We start from the raw sequence: 24,226 nt of genomic DNA, 5'->3' as shown, positions 1-24,226 counted from the left end.
GATAGGTCGATGCACCGTTTGCGTTGTCTTGCTGCGTTTATTTCCACCGCCGTGCTGTTGAGCGCCTGCAAGCAGGCGCCTGCGCCGGCTGCGGCGCCGGTTGCAGCGGCCCCTGCAGCGCCAGCCAACAGCGCTCACCTGAGCCGCACCGAGCGGCTGGATGGGTTTCTGCGTACGCGCTATGGCGCCAAGGCCGGCTTGGCCGCGCAATGGAGTGGCGAGGCGGACGGATTCAAGGCCGACAGCCAGGTCTGCGCCGAACAGCCGGTGGTGGTGGGCGACCAGGTGCAGCAACTGCTGGCGGTCTGCCATAGCCTCCTCGATGGCGGCCACGGCAACCCCGGCCTGGTCGATTTCTTCGTGCTGCGTGGCGATGGCGACGGCTTCAAGGTCGTGGTCGAACGGCTCGCCGATGGCTACGGCAGCGATGGCCAACCCGGCAGTGTGGACATCCTGCGGCTGGGCAGCGATTTCTACGGCTTTGCCGTGCACAGTTTCTGGATGGGCCAGGGCCTGATGCTGGAATCGCAGGATCTGGTCGTGCCCGGCCCCAAGGGCTTGGTCAATGCCGGCTCGCTGCGTGCACATATCGACAATAGCGGCGCACTGGCTTGCGACGACGACGCGCGCGAGCCGGAACAGACGCAGGCGCAATGCCTTGCCGAGGCCTTCGATGTGGATTTCGCGCTGGAGGTGGACAACAGCAAGCCGCAGGCGCGCACCTGGCCGCTGCGCATTCACGAACACGGCAGCGATTGCGGCGTTGCACTGGATAAGACGCACGTGTTCGCGCTCGACACCAAAACCTGGACCTACCCATTCCCCAACGCACTGCAGCGCGAAGGCTGCAGGTAGCGCCCCCTTTCCCCCGTACTAGCGAGCAGCTCCCTTGAAAATCCTCGTCATCGGCTCCGGCGGCCGTGAACATGCCCTGGCCTGGAAGATCGCGCAGTCCGCGCGCGTGAGCGAGGTGCTGGTGGCACCCGGCAATGCCGGCACTGCTACGGAAGCCAAATGCCGCAATGTCGCGATCAAGGTCGACGACCTCGACGGCTTGCTCGCCCTGGCGCAGCGCGAGGATCTCGCGCTCACCGTGGTCGGCCCGGAAGTGCCGCTGGTGCTGGGCGTGGTCGACCGCTTCCACGCCGCCGGGTTGCGCATCTTCGGGCCCACCGCCAAGGCCGCGCAGCTGGAAGGCAGCAAGGCCTTCGCCAAGGATTTTCTTGCGCGTCATGGCATTCCCACCGCGTATTACGCCGTGCACACCGACGTGGACGCTGCACTGGCCTACGTGCGCGAGAAAGGCGCACCGATCGTGGTCAAGGCCGATGGCCTGGCGGCCGGCAAGGGCGTGATCGTGGCGATGACCTTGGCCGAAGCCGAAGACGCGGTGCGCGACATGCTCTCGGGCAATGCGTTCGGCGACGCTGGCGCACGCGTGGTGATCGAGGAATTTCTCGATGGCGAAGAAGCCAGCTTCATCTCCATGGTCGACGGCACGCACGCCTTGCCGATGGCCACCAGCCAGGACCACAAGCGTGTGGGCGATGGCGACACCGGCCCCAACACCGGCGGCATGGGCGCCTACTCGCCAGCCCCGGTGGTCACACCCGAGGTGCATGCGCGGGTGATGCGCGAGGTGGTCGAGCCGACCGTGCAGGGCATGATCGCCGACGGCGTGCCGTTCACCGGGTTTCTCTATGCCGGGCTGATGATCGATGCGCATGGCGCGCCCAAGGTAATCGAATTCAACGTGCGCTTCGGCGACCCGGAAACCCAGCCGGTGATGCTGCGCCTGCAGTCGGATCTGGTCGAGCTGCTCGACGCGGCCATCGACGGCACGCTCGACGGCGCACAGGCGCAGTGGGACCCGCGCCCGTCGCTGGGCGTGGTCATCGCCGCCAGGCCGTATCCCGAAACCCCGGTCACCGGCGAGGTCATCACCGGTCTGGACGCAGTGCCGGCCACCGCCAAGGTCTTCCATGCCGGCACCACGTTGAACGCCGAAGGGCAGGTGATCAGCGCCGGCGGCCGCGTGCTGTGCGTTGCCGCGCTCGGCGACAGCGTGCTGGAAGCGCAGCGCAACGCCTACGCCGGCCTGCGGCCGATCCACTGGCCCAACGCCTTCCAGCGCAGCGACATCGGCTGGCGCGCGATCGCCCGCGAGCAGGACACACAGGCATAACGCCGTACGCTTGCCGCAGCGGCGCCACGCGCACGCTGTCGCGGCGTGGCGAGTCGCCGCTGGTGCAGCACACTGCGCGGCACCAGCACGCCTTTCGCCGACGCCAGTGCCCGCCGGCTGCGACCACCCCCAGCATGCAGCTACTGACAAAGGACTAGCCGCCCTGCACACCGGCGGCGCGTGGCTGCGGCAATAATGCCCGGGCACGCTTGCCCTTCAGAGACCGTGGCCGCCACTACCTTCGAAACCCGCCTCAGCCGCCTGTGGGCCCATGAAAAGGCCAGCTATGGCCTGCGCGTATTCATCGCACTGGCGGTGGCGATGGGCGTGTGCTGGCACTGGCATCAACTCACCGCGGTGCCGGCGCTGTTCCTGGGCGCCATCGCCAGCGCCATCGCCGAGACCGACGACAACTGGCTGGGCCGCATCAAATCGGTGCTGCTGTCGTTGCTGTGTTTTGACGCCGCCGCCGCTGCGGTGACGCTGCTGTTCCCGTATCCGCTGGCGTTCGTGATCGGCATGGCCCTGGCGACCTTTTCGCTCACCCTGCTGGGCGCGCTGGGCGAGCGCTACGCGTCCATCGCGCAGGCCACGGTGGCCTTGTCGATCTACGCCATGATCGGCATGGACCAGCATGGCAGCCACGACCCGCGTATTGCCTGGCATGGCGCAGCGCTGCTGATGATCGGCGCCACCTGGTATGGCGTGCTGTCGATCCTGTGGACCATCCTGTTTGCCAATCGCCCGGTGCGCGAGCGGCTGTCGCGGCTGTTCTTCGAACTGGGCCGCTACCTCAGGCTCAAGGCCGATCTGTTCGAACCGGTGCGCCAAAGCGACCTGCACGCGCGCCGGCTGGCGCTGGCCGAACAGAATGCCAGGGTGGTCGGCGCGCTCAACGCCGCCAAGACCGCGATCATGAGCCGCTTCGGCCGCTCGGGGCGGCCGGGCGTGCAATCGGGCCTGTATTTCCGGCTGTATTACATGGCGCAGGAATTCCACGAGCGCGCCAGCTCCTCGCATTACCCGTATGAAGCGCTGACCGACGCGTTCTTCCACAGCGATGTGCTGTACCGCTGCCAGCGCCTGCTCGCGCTGCAGGGCAAGGCCTGCGCCGCGCTGGGCGAGGCGATCCGGCTGCGCCAGCCGTTCGACTACGGTGACAACAGCCGCCTGGCCACCGAAGACCTGCGCCAGTCGCTGGATTACCTGCATGCGCGCGCCGACCCGGCGCTGGCGCGCCTGCTCGGCGCGCTGGAACTGCTGGTCACCAACCTGCAGAGCATCGAGCGCAAGTTGTCCGAAGCGGCGCAATTCGATTCCACCAGTGACAACCTCGACACCCGCCTGCGCGATTCCTCGCCGCATACCTTGCGCGAGATGGCCGCCCGGCTCGGCCAGCAGCTCACGCCCGGCTCGGTGCTGTTCCGCCATGGCCTGCGCATGGCCATCGCGCTGGTGGTGGGCTATGCGGTGATGCAGTCCATCCATGCCGACAACGGCTACTGGATCCTGCTCACCACCGCGTTCGTGTGCCGCCCCAACTACGGCGCCACCCGCCTGCGGCTGGTGCAACGCATCGCCGGCACCCTGATCGGCCTGGTCGCCACCTGGGCGCTGATGCAGCTGTTCCCGGGCACCGAAGTGCAATTGCTGCTGGCCCTGGCCGCTGCGCTGATCTTCTTCGTCACCCGCACCGATCGCTATATGCTCGCCACCGCCGGCATCACCGTGATGGCGCTGTTCTGCTTCAACCTGCTCGGCGACGGTTTCGTGCTGATCTGGCCGCGCCTGATCGACACCTTGATCGGCTGCGCGATCGCCGCGGCGGCCTCGTTCCTGATCCTGCCGGACTGGCAGGGCCGCCGCCTCAATCAGGTGATGGCCACGGTGCTGGCCAGTTGCGCGCGCTACCTGACCCAGGTACTGGAGCAATACGCCAGCGGCATGCGCGACGATCTGCCCTACCGCATCGCACGCCGCGACATGCACAACGCCGATGCCGCGTTGTCGGTTGCGCTGTCCAACATGCTGCGTGAACCGGGCCGTTACCGGCGCAATCTGGACGCGGGTTTCCGCTTTCTGGCGCTGTCCAACACCTTGCTCGGGTATCTCTCCGCACTGGGCGCGCACCGCACCGCGCTGGAAGGCGGACACGATCCCGCCATCGCGCAGGCAGGCGACTACCTGCAGCGCGCGCTGGGCGAGATCGCCACCGCCTTGCGCGAACGCCATCCGCTGCCGGTACACGACGAAAGCGAAGAGCTCGCCACCGCCGACGCATTGGAACACCACGCCGTGCAATTGCCACCCAAGCAGCGCCTGGTGCGCGACCAGCTGGCGTTGACGCTGCGCTTATTGCCCAAACTGCGCGCTGCGGCGCTGGCGGTGACCACCGCGCCGGCAGAGAACACGGCCCGTCTGGCGGTCAACAAGGCTTAGCGGCGTGTTGCCCACAGGTGCGTGGCCGTGCAGCCAACGCAGCGTCCCTGTGCAAGGCGACACCGAGCCATGCAATGCCGCGCAACTGCCACATTCGTGCAGTCCCCGCGTCGTCGCCTCATCAGCCACGCCTACTTCCATTGCCCGCGCGCCACGCTCAGCCCCACCCAACCCAGCGCCGCTGCAGCAAGCACCGCGCCACCGATCACCACCCCCATCCAGCCGGCCTGTGCATACGCCGCAGTGCCCAACGTCGACCCCACCGCACCACCGATGAAATAGCAGGTGATGTAGGCCGAGGTGATGCGATTACGTGCATTGGGGTTGCGCTGATAAATCACGCTCTGGTTGGCGATATGCACGCCCTGCACCGCGATATCCAGCAATAGCACGCCCACGATCAGCAGCGCGATCGACTGCGGCGCAAACGCCAGCAAGCCCCATGACACCAGCAACATCACCAGCCCGCCCCAGCTCACGCGGTCGCCATGGCCGTGATCGGACCAATGCCCGGAGCGATTGGCGGCCAGCGCACCGGCCGCACCGATCAGGCCGAACAGCCCGATCACCACGGTGCCATAGCCATAGCTCGGCCCGGACAACAGAAACGCCAGCGTGGTCCAGAACATGCTGAAGCCGGCAAAGATCAACCCGCCCAGCACCGAACGCGAGCGCAGCACCGCATCGTCGCGCAGCAGGGTCAGCACCGAGCCCACCAGCTTCGGATAGGACAATTGCGCATTGCCCGGATGCCGCGGCAGCCCACGCCACAGCAGCCATGCGGTGACCAGCAGCAACCCGGACGCGATCCAGTACACCGTATGCCAGCCGCCCACACCGGCCAGCACGCCGGCCGCGGTACGCGCCAGCAGGATGCCCAGCAGCAGCCCGCTCATCACCGTGCCGATCACCCGGCCGCGCTCGTTGGGCGCCGCCAACGTGGCAGCGAACGGCACCAGGATCTGCGCCGCCACCGAGCTGGCGCCGCTCACGATCGTGCCCACCAGCAACATCGCAAAACTGTGCGAACTGGCGCTCACCAGCAGGCCCAGCGCGCTCAGCACGAACAGGCCCACGATCAGGCTGCGCCGCTCCAGCCGGTCGCCCAGCGGCACCAGCAACAGCAAGCCGGCCGCGTAGGCCAGCTGCGCGGCGGTCACCACCGCGCCGGCGCTGCGCACCTGGATTCCGAACGCCTGCGCCAGTGTTTCCAGCAAGGGCTGGGCGTAGTAGTTGCTCGCCACCGCCAGACCGGTGGCGGCGGCCATCAGTAGCACCAGACGGCGCGCCAAGGGCGGATGGGACGTCGGCTCGGGGGTCATGGCGTGTGCTTAGCGAAAGGATGGGCGCAGTGTGGGCAGCGGCGATGCATCTTTCCAATGTATTGTTTTCACCGTATCCATCGCGTTTCGAGATTGCATGCTGACCTTGCGCCAACTGGAATTTGCCGTCGCCGTGGCCGAAGAAGGCGGCTTCACCGCGGCCGCGCGCCGCTGCAACACCGTGCAATCGGCGCTCAGCCACCAGGTCGCCAAGATCGAAGAGACCTTCGGCGCACGCCTGTTCGAACGCGGCACCCGCCATGTGCGGCCCACCGCCGCCGGCGAGGTCTTTCTGCACAACGCCCGCGAAACCCTGCGCGCGGCCGAGCGCCTGCACGAGGAAATGGCCCAGGCGCTGGGCACGGTGCGCGGGCGGCTCACGCTGGGGCAGATTTCCTCGCTCACCACCGTGCAGCTGCCGGCGTTGCTGCATCAGTTCCGCAGTGCGCACGCGCGGGTGGACGTGCACCTGCGCACCGCCATGAGCGAGGCCTTGCTGCTCGATCTGGGCGAAGGCCGGCTGGATGTGGCCCTGGTCGGCGTTGGCCCGCAGGTCGCGGTGCCAGCGCAGCGCCTGCTGCTGCATGAGGAGGCGCTGGCCTTGATCGTGGCCCCCGGCCACCGCTTTGCCGCGCGCAAACGGGTGGCGCTGGCCGAGCTCGACGACGAACCGATGGCCGGGCTGATACCCGGTGCCGGCGTGCGCGGCATCATCGATGCCGCCTTCGCGCAGGCCGGCCTGCGGCAGCGCCAGCAGTACGAGGTCACCCATGCCGATCTGGTGCGCGAGCTGGTGGCGGCCGATCTGGGCGTGGGCATCGTGCCGCACACCATGGCCGGCGCCATGCGTGGCGTGGTCACGGTCGCGCTCAAGGAGCGTTTCCGCTTTCTCACCTACGCCGTGTGGCGGCCCGACCCAACCCCGGCCGCGCGCGCCTTCGTCGCCTTGCTGCGCGCCCAACGCGCGCCCCGCACGCCAGCAGCACGTGCAGCGCGCTGAGCGAGGCGGCATCCACCAGCGCGCCGTGGAAGCCTGCTAGGCTGCGCGCGTTCGCAAAGGAAACTGCATGTCCGGTCACAGTCAGTTCGCCCTGCTCAGGCAGCGCCGCTTCTTGCCGTTCTTCGCTGTCCAGGCGCTGGGCGCGTTCAACGACAACGTCTATCGGCAGGCCATCATCGGGCTGTTGTTCTATCTCGGCATCGATGCCGCGCAGCGCACGCTCTACACCAATCTGGCGCCGGCACTGTTCATCCTGCCGTACTTCCTGTTCTCCGCGCTGGCCGGCCAGATCGCCGAAAAACTGGAAAAACAGAAGCTCATCGTGATCACCACCACGATGGAGATCGCCATCATGTCGCTGGCCGCGGTGGGCTTCATCACCGAGAACATGGTGATCCTGCTGATTGCGCTGTTCTGCACCGGCCTGCAGTCCACCCTGTTCGGGCCGGTGAAATATTCGATCCTGCCTTCGGTGCTCAAGCCGGAGGAACTCACCGGTGGCAATGGCCTGGTCGAGATGGGCACCTCCATCTCGATCCTGTGCGGCATGATCTTCGGCGGGCTGATCTTCCAGATTGCCGGCAGCCATGGCCCGGAAGCGGCGGCCACCGCGGTGATCGCAATCGCCGTCACCGGCAATCTGGTGGCGCGGCTGGTGCCCAGGGTCGATGCCGGCGCGCCCGAGCTGACCATCAACTGGAACCCCATCCCCGAATCGCGCGCCATCATGCGCCTGACCCGGCGCACGCCGGCAGTGCGCAACTCGGTGCTGGGCGTGTCGTGGTTCTGGTTCGTCGGCACCGTGCTCACCGCGCAGTTGCCCACCTACGCGCAGCTCAATCTGGGCGGCCAGCAGGACCTGTACGTGTTTGCGCTGGCGTTGTTTTCGATCGGCACCGGCGTCGGTTCGCTGCTGTGCGAGCGGCTGTCCGGGCGCACCGTGGAGATCGGTCTGGTGCCGCTGGGCGCGTTCGGCATCAGCGCGTTCCTGCTGGATCTGTATTTCGCCCGTCCCGGTGCAGCGCCGGTCACCGGGCTGTCGATCAGCCAGTTCGTGCAACAGCCTGGCAGCGTGCGGCTGATCGTCGATCTGGTCGGCATCGGCCTGTTCACCGGCTTGTTCGTGGTGCCGTTGTTTGCGCTGATCCAGAGCCGCACGCCCAAGGCCGAGCTGTCGCGCGTGATCGCCGGGCTCAACATCCAGAACTCGTTGTTCATCGTGGCCGCGGCCGTCATCGGTATCGCACTGCAGCTGCCGCAGGTCGTGCTGTTCGGCGTGCGTCTTCCGTTGCCCGGCCTGAGCATTCCGCAGGTGTTCCTGGCGCTGGCCATCGCCAATACGCTGGTGGCGCTGTGGATCTTCACCCTGGTGCCTGAGTTCCTGATGCGCTTCCTCAGCTGGGTGCTGGTGAGCGTGTTGTACCGCCTGCGTGCGCGCGACATCGACGGGCACGTTCCCGACGACGGCGCCGCGTTGCTGGTGTGCAACCACGTCAGCTACATGGACGCGCTGATCCTGTCGGCGGTGATTCCGCGCCCGGTGCGCTTTGTCATGTACTACAAGATCTTCCGTATCCCGGTGATGCGCTGGATCTTCCGCACCGCCAAGGCCATCCCGATCGCCGGCGCGCGCGAAGACCCTGCATTGATGCAGCAGGCCTTCGACCGCATCGATGCCGCCTTGGCCGATGGCGAACTGGTGTGCATCTTCCCGGAAGGTGCGTTGACCAAGGACGGTGAGATTGCCGCGTTCAAATCCGGCGTCGAAAAAATCCTGGAGCGCCGCAACGTGCCGGTGATTGCGCTGGCGCTGCGCGGCATGTGGTCGAGCATGTGGAGCCGCCGCGACACCCGCCTGGGCCGCATGCGCGTGCCGCGCCGGATGCGCGCCCGGATCGACGTGGTAGCCGGCCCCGCCGTGGCCGGCGATCAAGCCAGCGCCGCATCGCTCGAACAGCAGGTGCGCGCATTGCGTGAGGACCGCGCCTGAGTCTGGCGGGCGGGGGCTTTGCGTCTGTCGCGCACCGCGAGTAGCCTGTGCGCCACTGCACGCTTTGCCGCCGCGTTCGCCAAGCGAGCGCGACAGGCCGCACCGGGGGAAGTCGTTGTGCTCAACATCATCGCGCCTGAGGCGTCTGCCGTGATCGGCGGGCGTTGCTCACTTCAGCGGCTGGCTGTCGTGCCGGCGGCGATAGGCATGCCGATGCACTCGTCCCCGGATAACACACCCCACTCACCCATCAGTTCGCTGTTGTTTACCACCCAAGGAGCTTCACCATGAGTGCCATCCCACCGCCGATCCATCCCTCTTCCAGCGCCGCACCTGGCCCGGTGCCCAATCACCTGATCTGGGCGATCGTCTCCACCGTGCTCGGCTTCTGCCTGTGCTGCCCGGCCCTGATCTCCGGCATCGTGGCGATCGTGTTCTCCAGCAAGGTCAACGGCCTGCTCAACCAGGGCGACATCGACGGCGCGCGTCGCGCTTCCAACACCGCCAAGACCTGGTGCATCGTGACCAGCGTGCTGGCTGCGATCGGCCTGCTGATCAACATCGGCATGGTCGCCACCGGCGGCATGCAGGGCTACATGGACTACATGCAGCAGTTGCAGCACATGCAGTAATGCAGCTGCGTCCACGCCATTGGCTTGGACTCGGGGCGGCCACCAGCGTGGCCGCCTTTGGCGTGTCGTTGCTGTATCGCTTCGACCCGAACGCGAGCAACAGCCCGTTCCCGCCCTGCGTGTTCCGTGCCGTCACCGGCTGCTACTGCCCCGGTTGCGGCATGACGCGCGCACTTTATGCGCTGGTGCATTTCGATCTCCCCGGCGCCTTCGCAATGAATCCGGCCGCCGTGCTCGGCCTGTTCACCCTGCCCGGCCTGATCGCCTGGAAAGTCGGCTGGCGCGCGCGCTGGTTCGCCCCGGTCGTGCAGACGATGTCCGAACCGAAGTTCTGGCTATGGGCCTTGCCCACCTACTGGATCGCCCGCAATTTGCCGTGGTACCCGTTCACGCTGCTGGCGCCGGGTTAGGTCATCAGAATCAACTCCGCGGTCCCGTGCAAGAATCCAGGCACGCTATCGAACGATCAGCCGGGAAGACTGCCAGACGTCACCGCCTGGCAAGTCGTCATCGGGTTCGACGATGGAAGCCGGCTCTTGGCGGACGTCGATGGCGATGGCAATGCCCCTGCGCTTTCCATGCCGATGACGCAGCTGATTGACTGCCTCTCGTCGGGCACGGCGTTACCGCACCCACCCCGCAATCACCAGCAACGCCAGCACCACCATCCACAGCAGCAGCACACGCCACACCAGGCTCATCGCATCGCGCACTTCCGGCAGGCGGCGCCATACCGGTACCAGGCCCGAATCGGTGTAGTCGTGCGCTTCCTCGCGCAGCTCGGCGCTCACGCTGGCACGCGCCACCGCACCAAGAAAATGCGGCTCCAACGTCCAGCGATTGCCATGCGCCTCGCGCCATGCGCGAAACACGGTGTCGAAGTTGCCCACCAATGCCATCGACACGGCGATCAACTGCGCCACCGGCCATTCCAGCGCCGCCAGCAGCCAGCGCGCGCCAGCCAGATTGCGTGGCGGCAGCAACACCGACAGCGGGCTTTCCACCGCCAGTGCGGTCAGCCGGTACAGCGCCGCGCCAAATGGCCCCAGCAGCAGAAACCACAGCAGCACCGCAAACCAGCGACGCAGTCCGTTGATCACCACCGCTTCCACCAGCGAGGGCACCTCTTCGTGCACGCTGCCGCCGGCCGCCTGCAGGTGCGAAATGGCCTCGCGCCGCGCACCGGGCTCGTCGGCATCGATCACCGCTTCCACATCGCGATCCAGATCGCGCGGGCCCCAGGTCCAGGCCAGCACCGCCACACCGAACACCAGCGACAGAAAGCCGTGCCACACATCGTCCAGCAGCCATTGCAGCAGCAGGACTACACACAACGCAGGCAGCAGCGCCAGCAGTACGCCATAGCGGCCCTGCCAGGCGCCGCGGCCGGCGGCATGGCTGTCCAGCCGGCGTAGCCAATGGCCGAACCAGTCGAACCGTCGCAACCTGGCGACCTGCGCCGGCACCAGATGGCCCAGCGTGAGTGCAACGACAACGGCAACCAGGGTCGTGAACATGGGTGTCCCTCCTCAGCCGAGTCTAGCCGAGCGGGCGCAACCGCCGCGCAACGGGCAGGTCGGCCACGTACCACCCACCTGTGCCAGGCACCCATGGGCTGCGCCGCCCACCCGACGCGTGCGCGCGCCGCCGATGCGCTTAGCCATGGGTGCGATACCAGCGCTCGATCAGCGCACGGGCGATCGAGATGGCCGGCGGCAGGCCGATGCCCTCCTCGCCGCCCTGCCCGGCCAGCGCGGCACCGATCTCGGCATGGCCGACCCAGCGTGCATCTTCCAGTTCGCCGGTCACCTGCGGCACTTCGCGGGCGTCGGCATGGGCGCTGAAGCCCAGCATCAGCGCGCCGGGAAACGGCCAGGGCTGCGCACCCTGATAACTGCAGTGCCGGATCCGCACGCGGGTTTCTTCATGCACCTCGCGCGCCACGGTCTGCTCCAGCGATTCGCCCGGCTCGACGAAGCCGGCGATCACCGAATAGCGGCGCGGCGCCCAGCTGGCCTGGCGGCCCAGCAGCAGGCGCGCACCGTCGCTGACCGCCACGATGATCGCCGGGTCCACGCGTGGATAGTGCTCGGTCTGGCACTGGGTGCAGTGTGCGATGAAGCCGGCGCGGCGGAACACGATCGCCCCGCCGCACACACCGCAAAAACGCGTGCGCGACTGCCAATGCAGCATCGCCCGCGCATACGCCACTGCGGTGGCGAGCTCCGCCGGCCACTCGGCCGCCGCCTGGCGCAGATCCACCCGCTGCGGCGCCTTCAGGTCGAGCGGATCGGCCGACAGGCAGAACCAGCCCTCCTCCCCGCGTAGTCCCAGGAAGATCGCTGCCTCCGGGCCATCGGCAAGCGCCGCGCCCTGCAGCACCAGCGGCTGCCCCTGTGCATCGGCCAGGGCGGTGCCCTTTGCATCGATCAACAGCACGCGGCCCTGCGGCCACAGCTGCGCCAGCGCGGCAGGATCGTCACGCAGCGCATCGCCGCGGTCGAGCGGCGCGTGGCTGAAGGCGAAACCGGACAACGGAAAAGTGGACTCTGACATCGGCGCAAGCCTGCCGATAATCGGCGACACCCGCAACCATGCAGCGCACGGTGGCCGGACATCTCGCGGCGCGCGTTCAGATGGTGATCACCGCCCCAGGCCGCAGGTCCGCGCAGCAGGTGCGCAGCGTCATCGTCATGACGTGTGCGCTACAGCCATGGCGTGAGCCACCGGGAGATCGACGGATGGTTACGGATGGTTTATGCCAGCATGTGACTCGATACAGACGAACCCGCATGGCGCATCTGGCCAACCCGGCTGACCCGGCGTCGCAGGTTCATGGCGGTGCCGGACCCATCGCGCGCCGCCCTTGACCGGACGCTTCCGGCCAGCTGGCGTCAGACGCTGAAGCTGCTACCGCACCCGCAGGTGGTCTTGGCATTCGGGTTGCGGATCACGAACTGCGCCCCGGTCAGGCTTTCGGTGTAGTCCACCTCGGCGCCCATCAGGTACTGCAGGCTCAGCGGATCGACCAGCAGCGTCACGCCATCGGTCGCCACGGCCAGATCGTCTTCGGCACGGTTCTCGTCGAACTCGAACCCGTACTGGAAGCCGGAACACCCGCCGCCTTCGATGTACACGCGCAAGGCCAGGTCGGCATTGCCTTCTTCCTGGATCAGCTCGCGCACCTTGGCGGCGGCGGCTCCGGAAAAGTTCAGCGGCCGGTCGATGGACTGGTAGTCCGGCGCCGGGGCGGCGGTGGGAAGCGAAACGAGCGTACTCATGGCCCCAGCATGGGGGTCGGACGGCCTTACTTCAAGCCGCTCCCGACGGCCAGCGCGCCGCGCTTCAGCCGCCCACCGGCTCAGGCCTCGGCGGTTTCGGCCTGCAAGGCCTTGGCCGGCTCGGCGCGGCTCGGGTCCGGGGCCGGCAACGCGGCGGTCACGCCCGCGGCGGCGGCCGCATGGATCAGGCGCCCGGTGAGCTGCGCACCGGCGCTCATTTCCACCACCTGGTAATGCACATTGCCCTGCACGCGCGCATTGGCAGCCAGTTCGACCCGCTCGGCCGCATGCACATCGCCGGTCAGCTGGCCGTTGATGATCACCACCGGTGCACGCACCTCGCCCTCGATGCTGCCCTGATCGGCCACCGTCAAGGTGGCGCTGGCGCCGTCCTCGGCGATCACCTTGCCCAGGATGCGGCCCTCCACGTACAGGCCACCGCTGAACAGCACATCGCCGCGGATCACCACTTGCGGGCCGATCAAGGTGTCGACCACGGTCTGCGCACCACGGTTGGATTTGTTTCCGAACATGAGCTACTCCCCCGCGCCATTGCCGGCGACTTTCCAGTCGAATGTCTGAGTGACCGGCGCCCCATCGCCGCTCAGGGAGATTTTGACACGTTGCGGGGTGAAATCCTTCGGCAGGATGACGCTGCCATCGAGCTGTTGAAAATAGCGGAACGAGTACGGCTGGCCGGCGGCATCAGGCGTCTGGTGCAACGCGTTCCAGCTCACCGTCACCAGCTTGCCGGCGCGCACGCCTTCCACCGCAAAGCGCAGCTGGCCCTGGCTGATCGCGCCGCGGTTGAGGTTCTGGGTCAGCACCACGCTGTAATTCCAGGTGCCGCCGGCCTCGGCGGTGAACTGCACCGAATGCGCGTTGAGCCCCTTGCGCTGCGCCGTGGAGCCCACCAGCCGCTCGTAGAACGCCACATCGGCGCGCAGCGCGGCGATCTGCTCGTCGCGCTCGGCCAGCGAGGCCTGCACTTCGGTATTGGCGGCCCGGCTGATCTTGTCCGACATCGCCAGGTTGACCTGGCGCTGCTGCAATTGCTCGATGGTCCGCCGTTGCTGGGCCTGGCTGCGCTGGGCCTGCTGCAGTGCCGCCTCGGCCTGGACCAGGCGCGGTGCGGCGGTGCGCGTGGCCATCCACCACACCCCGGCCAACGACGCCAGCCAGACCAGGGCCAGCAGGATCCACAGCCAGCGGCCGGTCGCACGGCCACCGCCCGACTCCCGGTGGACGATCTGAGGGCGAGCGGCTGGTCTCATGGGCATCGGGTCCGGACGGGCCGGCGCTGTGGTCGGCGGCGTAGTGTGCCAGAGCCTTGTCGACCGTCGCGCTGGCGCTGGAACGGCCGTTATCCGATAGTTCCGCATTGTCCGCAGGAAGCAACGCCATGAGCGAAGCGCATCTGTTCGTGATCGGCATCCTGCTGGCCTGGCTGGCCGGCATCCGCGTCTACCTCACCGTGTTCGGCGTCGGCCTGGCCGGGCTGCTCGGCTGGATCGAGCTGCCGCCCGCCCTGCATCCGGCGCAGTCGTGGTGGGTGCTGGGCACCTCCGGCGCCTTGGCGGTGGCCGAATTCTTCGCCGACAAGATTCCCGGCGTGGACTCGGGCTGGGATCTGCTGCAGACCCTGGCGCGCGTGCCGGCCGGTGCATTTCTGGCCGCCGCCACGCTGTCGCCGGATGGCGATCTGGGCACCGGCGCCCTGGCGGCCGGTGCCGGCGTGGCGCTGACCAGCCACACGCTCAAGGCCGGCACCCGCGCCCTGCTCAATACCTCGCCCGAGCCGGCCAGCAACTGGGTCGCCTCGCTGGCCGAAGACACCATCGCCACCACCGCCCTGGCGCTGGCCCTGGCGCACCCGTGGCTGGCACTGGGTGTTGCGGTGGGCTCCAGCGTGGTGGCCGCGCTGGTGGTGTGGTGGGTGTGGCGACTGTTGTGGCGTGGCATGCGCCGGCTGGTGGCGCCGATGCGCGCTGCCAGCACGCCGGCTCCACGCCGCTCCCCGCTATCGTGAAGTTCATCGCATAATCATCGCGACTGCAGGGAGTATCGATGGCCGCCCGAGATCCGGTTCCTTTCACCACCCGTGACGACACCGCCACGCGTAATCGCCCGCTGCGCGCCGAGACACCGCCGGCCGACTACTGGCGCCGCTGGGCCGATGAGGCCGCCGGCGCATCCGACGCTGCCGCGCCGGTGAGCGCCGCCATCATTCCCGCCCCCATCCTCGCTGCCGCCCCGGGCCCCACGCCAATGGTCGCGCCAGTGCGGGCGGTGAGCCAGGCCGGCCACTCGCCCGTTGCAGCAGCGTCGTCACCCACCGCGGCGTTGGCTGGCGCCAGCCTCGACGGCAGCGACACCATCGCTGCCGACGCGCCGTATCGGGTGCTGATCGTCGAAGACGACCGTTCGCAGGCCTTGTTCGCACAGAGCGTGCTGCATGGCGCCGGCATGCATGCGCAGGTGGAAATGACCGCTGCCAGCGTGCCGCAGGCGATCCAGGACTATCACCCGGATCTGATCCTGATGGATCTGCACATGCCCGAGCTGGACGGCATCCGCCTGACCACCCTGATCCGCCAGCAACCCGGCCAGCACCTGCTGCCGATCGTCTTTCTCACCGGCGACCCGGACCCGGAGCGTCAGTTCGAAGTGCTCGACAGCGGTGCCGACGACTTCCTGACCAAGCCGATCCGCCCGCGCCACCTGATCGCCGCGGTGTCCAACCGCATCCGTCGCGCACGCCAACAGGCGCTGCAGCAGGCCGGCGAGCAGGTCAGCGTGCGCAGCAACCCGGAAACCGGGTTGCCCACGCGTGGCCACGTGATGCAGCTGCTTGCCGATGCGCTGGAGCGCAAGCAGTCCGGCGGGCTGTTCTTCATCGAGATCGCCAGTGCGCTCGGCCTGCGCGAGCGTTATGGCTATGCCGCCTACGAGCGCCTGATGACCCAGGCCGGCCATCGTCTGGCCACCGCCGCCCAGCCGTACCCGCTGGCGCGTCTGAACGACAACAGCTTCCTGTTGCTGGCCGTGGACATGGACGAAGCCGGCCTGGAGCAGCGCGCGCTGGAGATCCGCGAGCGGCTTTCTGCCAACGGCTTCCCGGTGCGCGAAGAAGAATCCGTCCACGTGCGCTGCGCCATCGGCGCGGCAGCGTTGAGCCTGGGCTTCGACGATACCGGCAGCGCGCTGGAAGCAGTGGAACGCACCGCCCTGCAGGCGCGCCTGCGCAGCAACGGCGTGCAGACCTATCTGGCCCCCAGCCAGGCCGAACAGCAGGAGCAACTGCGCCTGGTCGAAGGCCAGCTCGAGCTGGCCTATCAGCCGATCGTGGCCGTGGCCGGCGGCGACACCGCGCAGTACCAGGTGCTGCTGCGGCTGCGCCAGGCCGACGGCACGCTGCTGTCGGCCGGCCAGGTGATTCCTGCCGCCGAAGCGGCCGGGCGCATCGCCGATCTGGACCAGCAGGTCATGGACCACGCGCTGGGCCTGCTGCACCTGTACCAGCACGCCAGCCCGCCGCTACGCCTGTTCGTGTCGCAATCCCCGCGCACGCTGGCGCGCGACGCGTTTGCCGACTGGTTGCTCAAGGCACTGGTCGAACGTGGCGTGGCCGGCCAATCGCTGATCGTGGACCTGCGCCTGGACGATGCCTTGATCCACGCCGTCACCGTGCAGCAGTTCTGCGCCAGGTTGATGCCCGCCGGCGTGCAGTTCTGCCTGAGCCAGTTCGAGCCCGGCGACGAAGCCAATGCGCTGCTGAGCCAGTTGCCGCTGAGCTTCGTGCGCATGGCCAATCGCTTTGCCGATGCGCATGGCAATGCCACGGTGCGCGACCAGTTGCGCGGCGTCATCGACATCGCCCACCAGCGCGGCCTGCTGATCATCGGCCAACGCATCGAAGACCCGCAGGCAGCGGCCGCCATGTGGATGAGCGGCGTGGATTTCATCCAGGGCAACCTGGTGCAGACCGTCGGCAAGGAACTGGACTTCGACTTCACGAACGCGGTGCTCTGAGTGACGGTACAGGCAGGACGCCTTCGCGGCTGGAGCATCCTGGTTGCAGTCGCCGCACTCGCCGCAGCACTGGGCGCTGGCCTGCAATGGAGTGCCGTCCCGGGCCCGTGGCGCGCGCTGACCGCCGCCGCTGCCGCGCTGGCGGTGGTATTTGCCGGTTGCGCGGCCGTGGCGGCCTATCGCAGCGCCCGCCTGCAGCAACTGCTGGCGCAGCGCCTGGAAGAAGCCGACCTTGCGCGCGAGCGGCTGCAGCAGGAACTGCAACGCCACGGCGAACTCGAGCAGGAACTGCTCCGCGCCAAGCAGGCAGCCGAAGCCGCTGCGCTGGCCAAGGGCGAGTTCCTGGCCACCATGAGCCACGAAATCCGCACCCCGCTCAACGGCATCATTCCGATGCTGGAGCTCATCTCCAGTGGCCAGCTCAGCCTGGACCAACGCGACATGCTGCAGACCGCCACCGGCAGCTCGCTGCAGTTGCTGCGCATCGTCGACGACATCCTCGATTACTCCAAGCTCGAAGCCAACAAACTCGAGCTGGAAATCACCACCTTCAACCTGCGCGAGCTGCTCGACGGCGTCGTGCAGCTGCTGCAGCGCACCGCCGAAAGCCGCCAACTGCGCCTGGGGCTGGACATCGAGCCATCGGTGCGCCTGCTGGTACGCGGCGACCCGATCCGCCTGCGCCAGGTGCTGGGCAACCTGATCGGCAATGCGATCAAGTTCACCGAGCGTGGCAGCATCGATATCCAGCTGCGCCGCCTGGGCGAAACCCGCGGCCAGCATCTGTTGCGCTTCCAGGTGCGCGACACCGGCATCGGCATCGCCCCGGACCAGCAGGCGCGCCTGTTCCGCTCCTTCGCCCAGGCCGACGCCTCCACCACCCGCCTGTACGGCGGCACCGGGCTGGGGCTGGCCATCTGCAAGCGCATCATCGACCTGATGGGCGGCCGCATCGGCGTGGAATCCGAGCCCGGGCGCGGCGCCACGTTCTGGTTCGAGATTCCCTTGCTCAAGGTCATCGGCGACCTGCAGCAGGCCACCGGCGATGCCGCGCGGGTCATGGTGATCAGCTCCGATGCGCGCCTGACGCAGCGGCTCAAGCGCCTGCTCGACAGCTGGGGTGTGTCGCATGTGCTGATGGAAACCACCCAGGACGCGCTCGAACGCGTGCGCCGCCACAGCGACGGCGAAGGCTTCCGCTGCGTCATTGCCGACCACGACACCCTGCGCTACAGCGCGCGCGCCGTGCATCGCGCGCTGGCCCGCGCGGAGGACGGCAGCGGCTCGCAGCTGATCTGGCTCTACGGCGACGAGCCGGTGCCCGCCGAACTGCAGGACAACGCCACCCTGGTCCCGCGGCAGAGCCCGGACGAGCTGCTGCGCACGCTGGTGCTGCCACCGGAGCCCAAGCCCGTCCACGCACTTGCACTGACGTCGGCGATGATTCCCGAGCCGCTGGCGCCGCCCATGGCCAATGCGCGCGAGGTGCGCATCCTGCTGGTCGAGGACAACCCGGTAAACCTGCTGGTGGCGCAGAAGCTGCTGGCGGTTCTTGGCTTCGAGGCCGACACCGCCACCGACGGCGAAGCGGCACTGAGCCGCATGGAATCGACCCGTTACGACATGGTGTTCATGGACTGCCAGATGCCGGTACTGGACGGCTATGCCGCCACCCGCCGCTGGCGTGCAATGGAAACCGAAAGCGGCGGCCGCCCGATCCCGATCGTGGCGATGACCGCCAATGCCATGGCCGGCGACCGCGAACGCTGCCTGGCTGCCGGCATGGACGACTACCTCTCCAAGCCGGTCGCCCGCGAGCAGCTCGATGCCTGCCTGCAGCGCTGGCTGCCCCGTCAGCCGTTGCTCCCGGGCCCCACCAGCGGTGCAGCCCCGGCCGATCCCGAAAGCGCCAGCGCCGGCGCCCAGGCCCGCGCGCTGCCGATCCTGGACAGCAGCGTCATCGACGAGCTGTACGAAGTGGCAGGCGCCGACACCATCACCATCCTGCAGCTGTTCCTGGACGACGCCCCGGGCATCATCGAACAGCTGGAAGCCGCGGCCGCCAACCGCGACAGCATGCAGCTGCGCGACCTGGCCCACACCCTCAAGTCGTCCAGTGCCAACGTCGGCGCCCTGACCGTGTCCAATGCCGCACGCCGCATCGAACTGGCCGCGCGTACAGGCACCATCGAACGGCCCTCGGTCATGGTCGCCCTGGTCATCGCCGAATACGCCCGCGCCCGCCTCGCCCTGCTGGGCCAGGTCGCCCGCCTGCAGGCCGCAACCCGCGCAGCCGGCTGACGATCGCCATCGTTACGGGATTCGGGATTCGGGATGTCTGACGTCAGTCAGATGTTGCTAGAAGCTGGCGCATGACTAAGCCCCTCTCCCGCCGGGAGAGGGGTTGGGGTGAGGGTACGGGGCAAAGCCACCCGTAATTCACACCCATCACTATGGACGCACCGAGCTCCGCACCAACACGCAACGCGAACCACTGCCAACAGCGCATCAAGTGATAAACACTCATTCGCCCCCACGCGCATTCCCGCCTGCGGAACCATCGCGACGACGCACCGAACAACAAAGAACGCATCACACGATAGGGATGCACCAAGTCCACTCCCACCGGAAGATGCATGAGGTGCAGCCACGCGCGAAGCATGCAATTCAGGCGCGAAGCCAGACGCCCGAAGCGAAACAACGACCAGCAGCCCACCGCTCTTACCCGGCCCAACTGACCATCACCAACTCAGCGTCCTGCGCGCACCGGGCGCTCAGCGCGCTCAGTCATCCAGCTTGGTCAGCAGGTAGTTCGGCTCGCCGATGCGCGCCACCAGATCAAGCTGGGTTTCCAGCCAATCGATGTGCTCTTCTTCGGACTCCAGGATATCCACCAGCAGCTGGCGGCTCACGTAGTCACCGACGGTCTCCGCATACGCCACGGCTTCGCGCAGCACGACCACCGCCTCGCGCTCCAGCGTCAGGTCGCAGCGAAACATCTCGGTCGGGTTTTCGCCGATGCGCAGCTTGCCCAACGCCTGGAAATTCGGCAGTCCCTCGAGAAACAGGATGCGGTCGGACAGCTTGTCCGCATGCTTCATTTCGTCGATGGATTCCTTGTACTCATGCTCGGCCAGTTCCTTCAGGCCCCAGTTCTTCAGCATCTTGGCGTGCAGGAAGTACTGGTTGATCGCAGTGAGTTCGTTGTAGAGCACCTTGTTGAGGTACTCGATGACCTTGGTATCGCCCTTCATGCGATGTCTCCGAGACAGTAAGCCGGCCGCACTTTAACGCGTTGGCGCAAGGCATGAAGGAACGCGAATCGTGATCAGTTGCGTGATGCCCGCCGAGACCAACGAGGCCATCTCTAGGGGCGAGCGGGCTGCTCCCCGGCAGTCATCGCAACGACCGCAGCGAATCACTCGCTAATGCGCGAGCTGCGATCAACGCAAGTGCGACCGCACCACTCTGGAGTCAAAGACACGGCACCACGACGTAGCCCAGAGACCTCGTCTCTGGCTTGGGCAAAAGTCCGGAGGCAGCGACTCGATAGCGCGGCTATGCAGTGGAGCGATCCACAGCGGGCCAGGAGACGCCGCCACGACTGACCGCCACGCAGCAGGTTACAGCTCAGGCAGCGCTTGCCAGCCCCACCAGCGGTAGCGGCAGCGCACGTGTTGCATGCGCCTGGTGCAGCAGGTCGGCTGCCATGTCCAGGCAAGACCCGCAGTTGGAGCCGCAGCCGGTTCGCATGGTTAGCTCGGCCAGGCTGGCGCAGCCGTTGTCGGCCGCTTCGCGGATCTGGTGGTCGGTGACCCCATTACAGATGCAGACGTACACGGTATCGGTCGGGTGCTTGCGATCCGGAGAGGACCGGCACCGATTGCACCGCAAACGAGAATAGGTGTCAATTCCAAACGTTAATCATTATTAATCCGCACTTGGCGAGGCCCGCCCCGCTTGCGTGGGCGTTTGCGCGGGCTGTCGTGACCGGCCGCACTGCTGCCCGGCAACCATGCCTCCAGCGCACGCTCCGGCATGACCCCGACCGCTGCCGGCCCCGCCAGATTCTGCGCGAGCGGCGCCAGGTGGCGCAGCGCACGCGCATAGACCCCGCGCTTGAACATCACCACGTGCTCGACCGGGTACCAGAAATCCACCCAGCGCCAGTGGTCGAACTCCGGCGTGTCGGTATGGTCGAGCCTGAGATGGGATTCGTCGCCGGTGAACTGCAGCAGGAACCACACCTGCTTCTGCCCGATGCAGACCTGCCGCTCGTTGCGGCGCACCGCCCGGCTCGGCAGGCGATAGCGTAGCCAGCCGGGCGTGGCGCCGAGCAGTTCCACATGCTCAGGCAACAACCCGGTTTCTTCGCGTAACTCGCGGTACATGGCTTCGACGGGCGTCTCGTCGGTATTCATGCCGCCTTGCGGGAACTGCCAGCCGTCCCTGCGCACACGTCGTGCCCAGAACACCTGACCGTCCTTGCGCATCAGCACAATACCGACGTTTGGCCGGAAGCCGTCCGGATCGATCACGATGCGGACTCCTGAAAATCTACTGTCACCGACTCTGCCACGGCGACGCCCGGCTCACAAGCTGAAAACGAAATGCTTGACAACGCACGGATGCTTCGTAAGAATTGCCGGCTCCCTAGGCTATGTAGCTCAGCCGGTTAGAGCACAGCACTCATAATGCTGGGGTCGGTGGTTCGAGTCCACCCATAGCCACCAAGGTATCCAGGCCTGCCCAGGCGTGCGATACTCTGGGACAACACGTTTTTATTGCCCCGTCGCCAAGCGGTAAGGCACCTGACTCTGACTCAGGCATTCGGTGGTTCGAATCCATCCGGGGCAGCCAGACACAAAAGGTCCGATCGAAAGATCGGGCCTTTTTTGTTGCCGCCATGCCCCGGCTCGGCCGTTCGCAGAGCAACGCGCCCAACAGCGCAGCCACCTCCACCCAACCGATACCGGGACAGGCACTACGACGTCGCCCGGGCTGATCGCGCTCGTACGGGACGACCGTCAGGCAACCGAAACCGCCATCGGCGCATGACACACGATGCAGCGCCGCGCTGCCGTCTGGCCCTCTGGACGCACGGCCGCACCAACCGACGCATGCGCGCCATGCCGCTTCGCCTCCCTCCTGCCCGCGACTACTGTCGTGTCACGCCAAGCGATTGGGGCAAGCCCCTGCCCTGCCATTGCCCTACGCGGGCGCGCGCATCGGGATCACCCAAAACGACAAAAGCCCGGCAATGCCGGGCTTTTGAAGCAGCGGCCCCGGCGAACCGGGGCGCAGCAAACGCGATGGATCAGCGCTTGGAGAACTGGGTCGCGCGACGTGCCTTGTGCAGACCGACCTTCTTACGCTCGACTTCACGGGCGTCGCGGGTCATGAAGCCGGCCTTGCGCAGCTCGGACTTCAGGGTTTCGTCGTACTCGACCAGCGCACGGGCGATGCCCAGACGGATCGCACCGGCCTGGCCGGTGGTGCCGCCGCCGGAGGCGGTGACCAGGATGTCGAAGCTCTCGGTGTTCTTGGTGAGCTCGAGCGGCTGACGCACGATCATGCGCGCCGTCTCACGGCCGAAGAACTCGTCCAGCGGACGGTCGTTGACGGTGATCTTGCCGGTGCCCTTGCGCAGGAACACGCGAGCGGTGGAGGACTTGCGGCGGCCAGTGCCGTAGTTTTGCGTGATAGCCATGATTAGATATCCAGAACTTGCGGCTGCTGGGCGGCGTGCGGATGCTCGGCACCCGAATAGACCTTGAGCTTGCGGTACATGGTGCGACCCAGGGGGCCCTTCGGCAGCATGCCCTTGACGGCGATTTCGATCACGCGCTCCGGGTGGCGCTGCAGCGCCTGCTCCAGGCTCTCGGTCTTCAGGTTACCGATGTAGCCGGTGAAGCGGTGATACTTCTTGTCTTTCAGCTTGTTGCCCGTGACGACGATCTTCTCGGCGTTGATCACCACGAGGTAATCGCCGGTATCGACGTGGGGGGTATAAACCGGCTTGTGCTTGCCGCGCAGGCGGCGGGCCAGTTCGGTGGACAGACGGCCGAGCGTCTTGCCGGCGGCGTCAACGAGATACCAGTCGCGCTGGACGGTCTCGGACTTGGCGGTGAACGTAGTCATGAGAAAACTCTTGAGTGGTCGGGCGGATTGCAGCGGCCGAAGACCACTGGAACTTTGCCACGCGTTGTGAAGGCGAAACAGAAGAGGCGGGATTGTACGCGCCAGCCCACCGCGGCGCAAGCCGCCCCCACCGCGAGTGGCGGGCGGTTGGCAGCGGGTCGGCCGGGGGCCAGAATCCCTGCATGACCCAGACCACCCCTACCCGACTGCAAAGTCCGCTCGACCGGCTGCTGGTCGAAGCCCAGCGCGCGCTGGAGACCGTCTTCGGCAACCCGCCTGCCGAGCGCCCCAATCCCGCCGCCGACACCCCGGCTACCGCCTTGTCACCCGACCAGCGCCGCCATGCCGCCGGCCTGATGCGCATCAACCACGTCGGCGAAGTCTGCGCCCAAGGCCTGTATTTCGGGCAGGCCGCGGTCGCCCGCGACGCACACACCCAGCACCATCTGCTGGAAGCCGCGCAGGAAGAAACCGACCACCTGTCCTGGTGTGCCGATCGCCTGCACGAGCTGGACAGCCGCCCCAGCCTGTTCAACCCGCTCTGGTATGCCGGCAGCTATGCTCTCGGCGCGCTGGCCGGGCTGCGCGGGGACGACTGGAGCCTGGGCTTCGTGGTCGAGACCGAACGCCAGGTGGAAGCCCACCTGGACGAACACCTGGAAACCCTGCCCGCAACCGACCAGCGCAGCCGCGCGATCCTGCGCGTGATGAAGATCGACGAAGCCCGCCATGCCGATCAGGCCGAGCAGGCCGGCGCACGCCTGCTGCCGCCCCCCATCCCCACCGCCATGGCCTTGGCGTCCAAGCTGATGAAGACGGTGGCCTACCGGCTCTAGCCGGGGTCGGGATTGGCGAACGTGGGGCGCCGGCCCGTGCAGCGGGCTGACTAACTGACCAACTTCAACCCGATCACGCCGGCGACGATCAGCCCGATGCAGGCCAGCCGTGACCATGAAGCGCTGTCGCCGAACAGTGCGATGCCGGCGATGGTCACGCCCAGCGCGCCGATGCCGGTCCAGATCGCGTAGCCGGTGCCTACCGGAATGGTCTTCAGGGCCTGGGTCAGCAACCACAGGCTGATGCCGGCCAAGCCAATGGTCAGCACGGTTGGCCACAGTCGGGTGAAGCCATCGCTGTACTTGAGCCCCATGGCGAAGCCGATTTCGAACACGCCGGCCAGAACGAGATAGATCCAAGGCATTGC

General features: G+C 67.2%; 23 protein-coding genes and 2 tRNA genes. 13 read left to right on the top strand and 12 right to left on the bottom strand.

All coding sequences use genetic code 11. The features are described 5' to 3' along the window. The first annotated feature begins 9 nt into the window (after nt 1-9). From OZ10_RS10555 to yccS, 3 genes are all read left to right on the top strand, one after another. Nucleotides 10-855, top strand: coding sequence for a hypothetical protein (locus OZ10_RS10555; RefSeq protein ID WP_039408079.1), 846 nt, complete (start codon nt 10-12; stop codon nt 853-855). Between the two features lie 34 nt (nt 856-889). Next, nucleotides 890-2,185, top strand: a complete 1,296-nt coding sequence (gene purD / locus OZ10_RS10550) for a phosphoribosylamine--glycine ligase (RefSeq protein ID WP_039564768.1) — start codon at nt 890-892, stop codon at nt 2,183-2,185. A 225-nt stretch (nt 2,186-2,410) separates the two neighbouring features. Continuing rightward, nucleotides 2,411-4,624, top strand: coding sequence for a YccS family putative transporter (gene yccS, locus OZ10_RS10545; protein WP_039564767.1), 2,214 nt, complete (start codon nt 2,411-2,413; stop codon nt 4,622-4,624). A gap of 131 nt (nt 4,625-4,755) precedes the next feature. Here yccS and OZ10_RS10540 read toward each other — a convergent pair whose 3' ends face one another. Next, a complete protein-coding gene (locus OZ10_RS10540; RefSeq protein ID WP_039564765.1) occupies nt 4,756-5,946 on the bottom strand; it encodes an MFS transporter in 1,191 nt (396 codons plus the stop codon). Nucleotides 5,947-6,043: 97 nt separating this feature from the next. Here OZ10_RS10540 and OZ10_RS10535 point away from each other — a divergent pair, with 97 nt between their 5' ends. The 4 genes from OZ10_RS10535 to OZ10_RS10520 all read left to right on the top strand — a co-directional run bounded on the left by OZ10_RS10535 (nt 6,044) and on the right by OZ10_RS10520 (nt 9,978). Then, complete coding sequence (locus tag OZ10_RS10535) at nt 6,044-6,946, top strand: LysR family transcriptional regulator (protein WP_039564764.1); 903 nt, start codon at nt 6,044-6,046, stop codon at nt 6,944-6,946. A 67-nt stretch (nt 6,947-7,013) separates the two neighbouring features. Further along, nucleotides 7,014-8,936, top strand: coding sequence for an MFS transporter (locus tag OZ10_RS10530; RefSeq protein ID WP_039564763.1), 1,923 nt, complete (start codon nt 7,014-7,016; stop codon nt 8,934-8,936). A gap of 287 nt (nt 8,937-9,223) precedes the next feature. Continuing rightward, nucleotides 9,224-9,568, top strand: a complete 345-nt coding sequence (locus OZ10_RS10525; RefSeq protein WP_039408067.1) for a CD225/dispanin family protein — start codon at nt 9,224-9,226, stop codon at nt 9,566-9,568. Beyond that, entirely contained in the window at nt 9,568-9,978 is a 411-nt protein-coding gene (locus OZ10_RS10520; protein WP_039564762.1) for a DUF2752 domain-containing protein, read from the top strand. The genes OZ10_RS10525 and OZ10_RS10520 overlap by 1 nt, the downstream gene beginning before the upstream one ends. 213 nt (nt 9,979-10,191) lie before the next feature. Here the strand turns inward: OZ10_RS10520 and OZ10_RS10515 are convergent, their stop codons facing one another. From OZ10_RS10515 to OZ10_RS10495, 5 genes are all read right to left on the bottom strand, one after another. Beyond that, a complete protein-coding gene (locus tag OZ10_RS10515) occupies nt 10,192-11,085 on the bottom strand; it encodes a cobalamin biosynthesis protein (protein ID WP_039564761.1) in 894 nt (297 codons plus the stop codon). 139 nt (nt 11,086-11,224) lie between these two features. After that, nucleotides 11,225-12,124 carry an NAD(+) diphosphatase gene (nudC, locus tag OZ10_RS10510; protein WP_039564760.1) on the bottom strand — a complete coding sequence of 300 codons (900 nt, stop codon included), beginning with the start codon at nt 12,122-12,124 and terminating at the stop codon, nt 11,225-11,227. Nucleotides 12,125-12,462: 338 nt separating this feature from the next. Further along, nucleotides 12,463-12,849 (bottom strand): iron-sulfur cluster insertion protein ErpA, encoded by a 387-nt coding sequence (erpA, locus tag OZ10_RS10505; protein ID WP_039408059.1) that lies wholly within the window; start codon nt 12,847-12,849, stop codon nt 12,463-12,465. 80 nt (nt 12,850-12,929) lie between these two features. Continuing rightward, nucleotides 12,930-13,382: a bactofilin family protein gene (locus tag OZ10_RS10500; protein WP_039408055.1), complete on the bottom strand. Its 453-nt coding sequence runs from the start codon at nt 13,380-13,382 to the stop codon at nt 12,930-12,932. A gap of 3 nt (nt 13,383-13,385) precedes the next feature. Further along, nucleotides 13,386-14,123, bottom strand: a complete 738-nt coding sequence (locus OZ10_RS10495; RefSeq protein ID WP_039408051.1) for a DUF6776 family protein — start codon at nt 14,121-14,123, stop codon at nt 13,386-13,388. Between the two features lie 128 nt (nt 14,124-14,251). Between OZ10_RS10495 and OZ10_RS10490 the strand changes: the two genes are divergently transcribed. The 3 genes from OZ10_RS10490 to OZ10_RS10480 are packed head-to-tail and all read left to right on the top strand — an operon-like array spanning nt 14,252 to nt 19,182. After that, a complete protein-coding gene (locus OZ10_RS10490; protein ID WP_039408048.1) occupies nt 14,252-14,878 on the top strand; it encodes a DUF4126 domain-containing protein in 627 nt (208 codons plus the stop codon). A 38-nt stretch (nt 14,879-14,916) separates the two neighbouring features. Beyond that, on the top strand, nt 14,917-16,881 hold the full coding sequence (locus OZ10_RS10485; RefSeq protein WP_039408045.1) for an EAL domain-containing protein: 1,965 nt from the start codon (nt 14,917-14,919) through the stop codon (nt 16,879-16,881). Nucleotides 16,882-16,920: 39 nt separating this feature from the next. Then, nucleotides 16,921-19,182, top strand: a complete 2,262-nt coding sequence (locus OZ10_RS10480; RefSeq protein WP_052210014.1) for an ATP-binding protein — start codon at nt 16,921-16,923, stop codon at nt 19,180-19,182. Nucleotides 19,183-19,664: 482 nt separating this feature from the next. Here OZ10_RS10480 and bfr read toward each other — a convergent pair whose 3' ends face one another. From bfr to OZ10_RS10465, 3 genes are all read right to left on the bottom strand, one after another. Further along, nucleotides 19,665-20,135 (bottom strand): bacterioferritin, encoded by a 471-nt coding sequence (gene bfr / locus OZ10_RS10475; protein WP_039408039.1) that lies wholly within the window; start codon nt 20,133-20,135, stop codon nt 19,665-19,667. Between the two features lie 376 nt (nt 20,136-20,511). Next, a complete protein-coding gene (locus OZ10_RS10470) occupies nt 20,512-20,721 on the bottom strand; it encodes a (2Fe-2S)-binding protein (protein ID WP_039408037.1) in 210 nt (69 codons plus the stop codon). A gap of 80 nt (nt 20,722-20,801) precedes the next feature. Continuing rightward, the gene (locus OZ10_RS10465; protein WP_039564758.1) at nt 20,802-21,419 is read right to left on the bottom strand and encodes an RNA pyrophosphohydrolase; all 618 of its coding nucleotides are present in this window, start codon (nt 21,417-21,419) and stop codon (nt 20,802-20,804) included. A gap of 118 nt (nt 21,420-21,537) precedes the next feature. Between OZ10_RS10465 and OZ10_RS10460 the strand changes: the two genes are divergently transcribed. Next, nucleotides 21,538-21,614: transfer RNA gene (locus tag OZ10_RS10460), tRNA-Met, on the top strand. A 52-nt stretch (nt 21,615-21,666) separates the two neighbouring features. Next, a tRNA-Gln gene (locus OZ10_RS10455) sits at nt 21,667-21,741 on the top strand. Nucleotides 21,742-22,198: 457 nt separating this feature from the next. Here OZ10_RS10455 and rpsI read toward each other — a convergent pair. Then, on the bottom strand, nt 22,199-22,591 hold the full coding sequence (gene rpsI, locus OZ10_RS10450; RefSeq protein WP_005990700.1) for a 30S ribosomal protein S9: 393 nt from the start codon (nt 22,589-22,591) through the stop codon (nt 22,199-22,201). Between the two features lie 2 nt (nt 22,592-22,593). After that, nucleotides 22,594-23,022, bottom strand: a complete 429-nt coding sequence (rplM, locus tag OZ10_RS10445; RefSeq protein WP_003483082.1) for a 50S ribosomal protein L13 — start codon at nt 23,020-23,022, stop codon at nt 22,594-22,596. Between the two features lie 182 nt (nt 23,023-23,204). Here rplM and coq7 point away from each other — a divergent pair, with 182 nt between their 5' ends. Then, nucleotides 23,205-23,858, top strand: a complete 654-nt coding sequence (gene coq7, locus OZ10_RS10440; RefSeq protein ID WP_039413259.1) for a 2-polyprenyl-3-methyl-6-methoxy-1,4-benzoquinone monooxygenase — start codon at nt 23,205-23,207, stop codon at nt 23,856-23,858. A gap of 50 nt (nt 23,859-23,908) precedes the next feature. Here the strand turns inward: coq7 and OZ10_RS10435 are convergent, their stop codons facing one another. Beyond that, complete coding sequence (locus tag OZ10_RS10435; RefSeq protein ID WP_039413262.1) at nt 23,909-24,223, bottom strand: DMT family transporter; 315 nt, start codon at nt 24,221-24,223, stop codon at nt 23,909-23,911. Between the last annotated feature and the right edge of the window lie 3 nt (nt 24,224-24,226).

Source organism: Xanthomonas cannabis pv. cannabis (assembly GCF_000802365.1).
GTDB lineage: Bacteria > Pseudomonadota > Gammaproteobacteria > Xanthomonadales > Xanthomonadaceae > Xanthomonas > Xanthomonas cannabis.
This window is presented reverse-complemented; position numbering and strand designations above follow the sequence as displayed.

Bases quoted from the DNA above. Each gene is read 5' to 3' on its own strand.
- OZ10_RS10555 (WP_039408079.1), top strand. From the start codon at position 10: ATGCACCGTTTGCGTTGTCTTGCTGCGTTTATTTCCACCGCCGTGCTG.
- OZ10_RS10540 (WP_039564765.1), bottom strand. From the start codon at position 5,946: ATGACCCCCGAGCCGACGTCCCATCCGCCCTTGGCGCGCCGTCTGGTG.
- OZ10_RS10535 (WP_039564764.1), top strand. From the start codon at position 6,044: ATGCTGACCTTGCGCCAACTGGAATTTGCCGTCGCCGTGGCCGAAGAA.
- OZ10_RS10530 (WP_039564763.1), top strand. From the start codon at position 7,014: ATGTCCGGTCACAGTCAGTTCGCCCTGCTCAGGCAGCGCCGCTTCTTG.
- OZ10_RS10525 (WP_039408067.1), top strand. From the start codon at position 9,224: ATGAGTGCCATCCCACCGCCGATCCATCCCTCTTCCAGCGCCGCACCT.
- OZ10_RS10520 (WP_039564762.1), top strand. From the start codon at position 9,568: ATGCAGCTGCGTCCACGCCATTGGCTTGGACTCGGGGCGGCCACCAGC.
- OZ10_RS10515 (WP_039564761.1), bottom strand. From the start codon at position 11,085: ATGTTCACGACCCTGGTTGCCGTTGTCGTTGCACTCACGCTGGGCCAT.
- nudC (WP_039564760.1), bottom strand. From the start codon at position 12,124: ATGTCAGAGTCCACTTTTCCGTTGTCCGGTTTCGCCTTCAGCCACGCG.
- erpA (WP_039408059.1), bottom strand. From the start codon at position 12,849: ATGAGTACGCTCGTTTCGCTTCCCACCGCCGCCCCGGCGCCGGACTAC.
- OZ10_RS10500 (WP_039408055.1), bottom strand. From the start codon at position 13,382: ATGTTCGGAAACAAATCCAACCGTGGTGCGCAGACCGTGGTCGACACC.
- OZ10_RS10495 (WP_039408051.1), bottom strand. From the start codon at position 14,123: ATGAGACCAGCCGCTCGCCCTCAGATCGTCCACCGGGAGTCGGGCGGT.
- OZ10_RS10490 (WP_039408048.1), top strand. From the start codon at position 14,252: ATGAGCGAAGCGCATCTGTTCGTGATCGGCATCCTGCTGGCCTGGCTG.
- OZ10_RS10485 (WP_039408045.1), top strand. From the start codon at position 14,917: ATGGCCGCCCGAGATCCGGTTCCTTTCACCACCCGTGACGACACCGCC.
- bfr (WP_039408039.1), bottom strand. From the start codon at position 20,135: ATGAAGGGCGATACCAAGGTCATCGAGTACCTCAACAAGGTGCTCTAC.
- rpsI (WP_005990700.1), bottom strand. From the start codon at position 22,591: ATGGCTATCACGCAAAACTACGGCACTGGCCGCCGCAAGTCCTCCACC.
- rplM (WP_003483082.1), bottom strand. From the start codon at position 23,022: ATGACTACGTTCACCGCCAAGTCCGAGACCGTCCAGCGCGACTGGTAT.
- coq7 (WP_039413259.1), top strand. From the start codon at position 23,205: ATGACCCAGACCACCCCTACCCGACTGCAAAGTCCGCTCGACCGGCTG.
- OZ10_RS10435 (WP_039413262.1), bottom strand. From the start codon at position 24,223: ATGCCTTGGATCTATCTCGTTCTGGCCGGCGTGTTCGAAATCGGCTTC.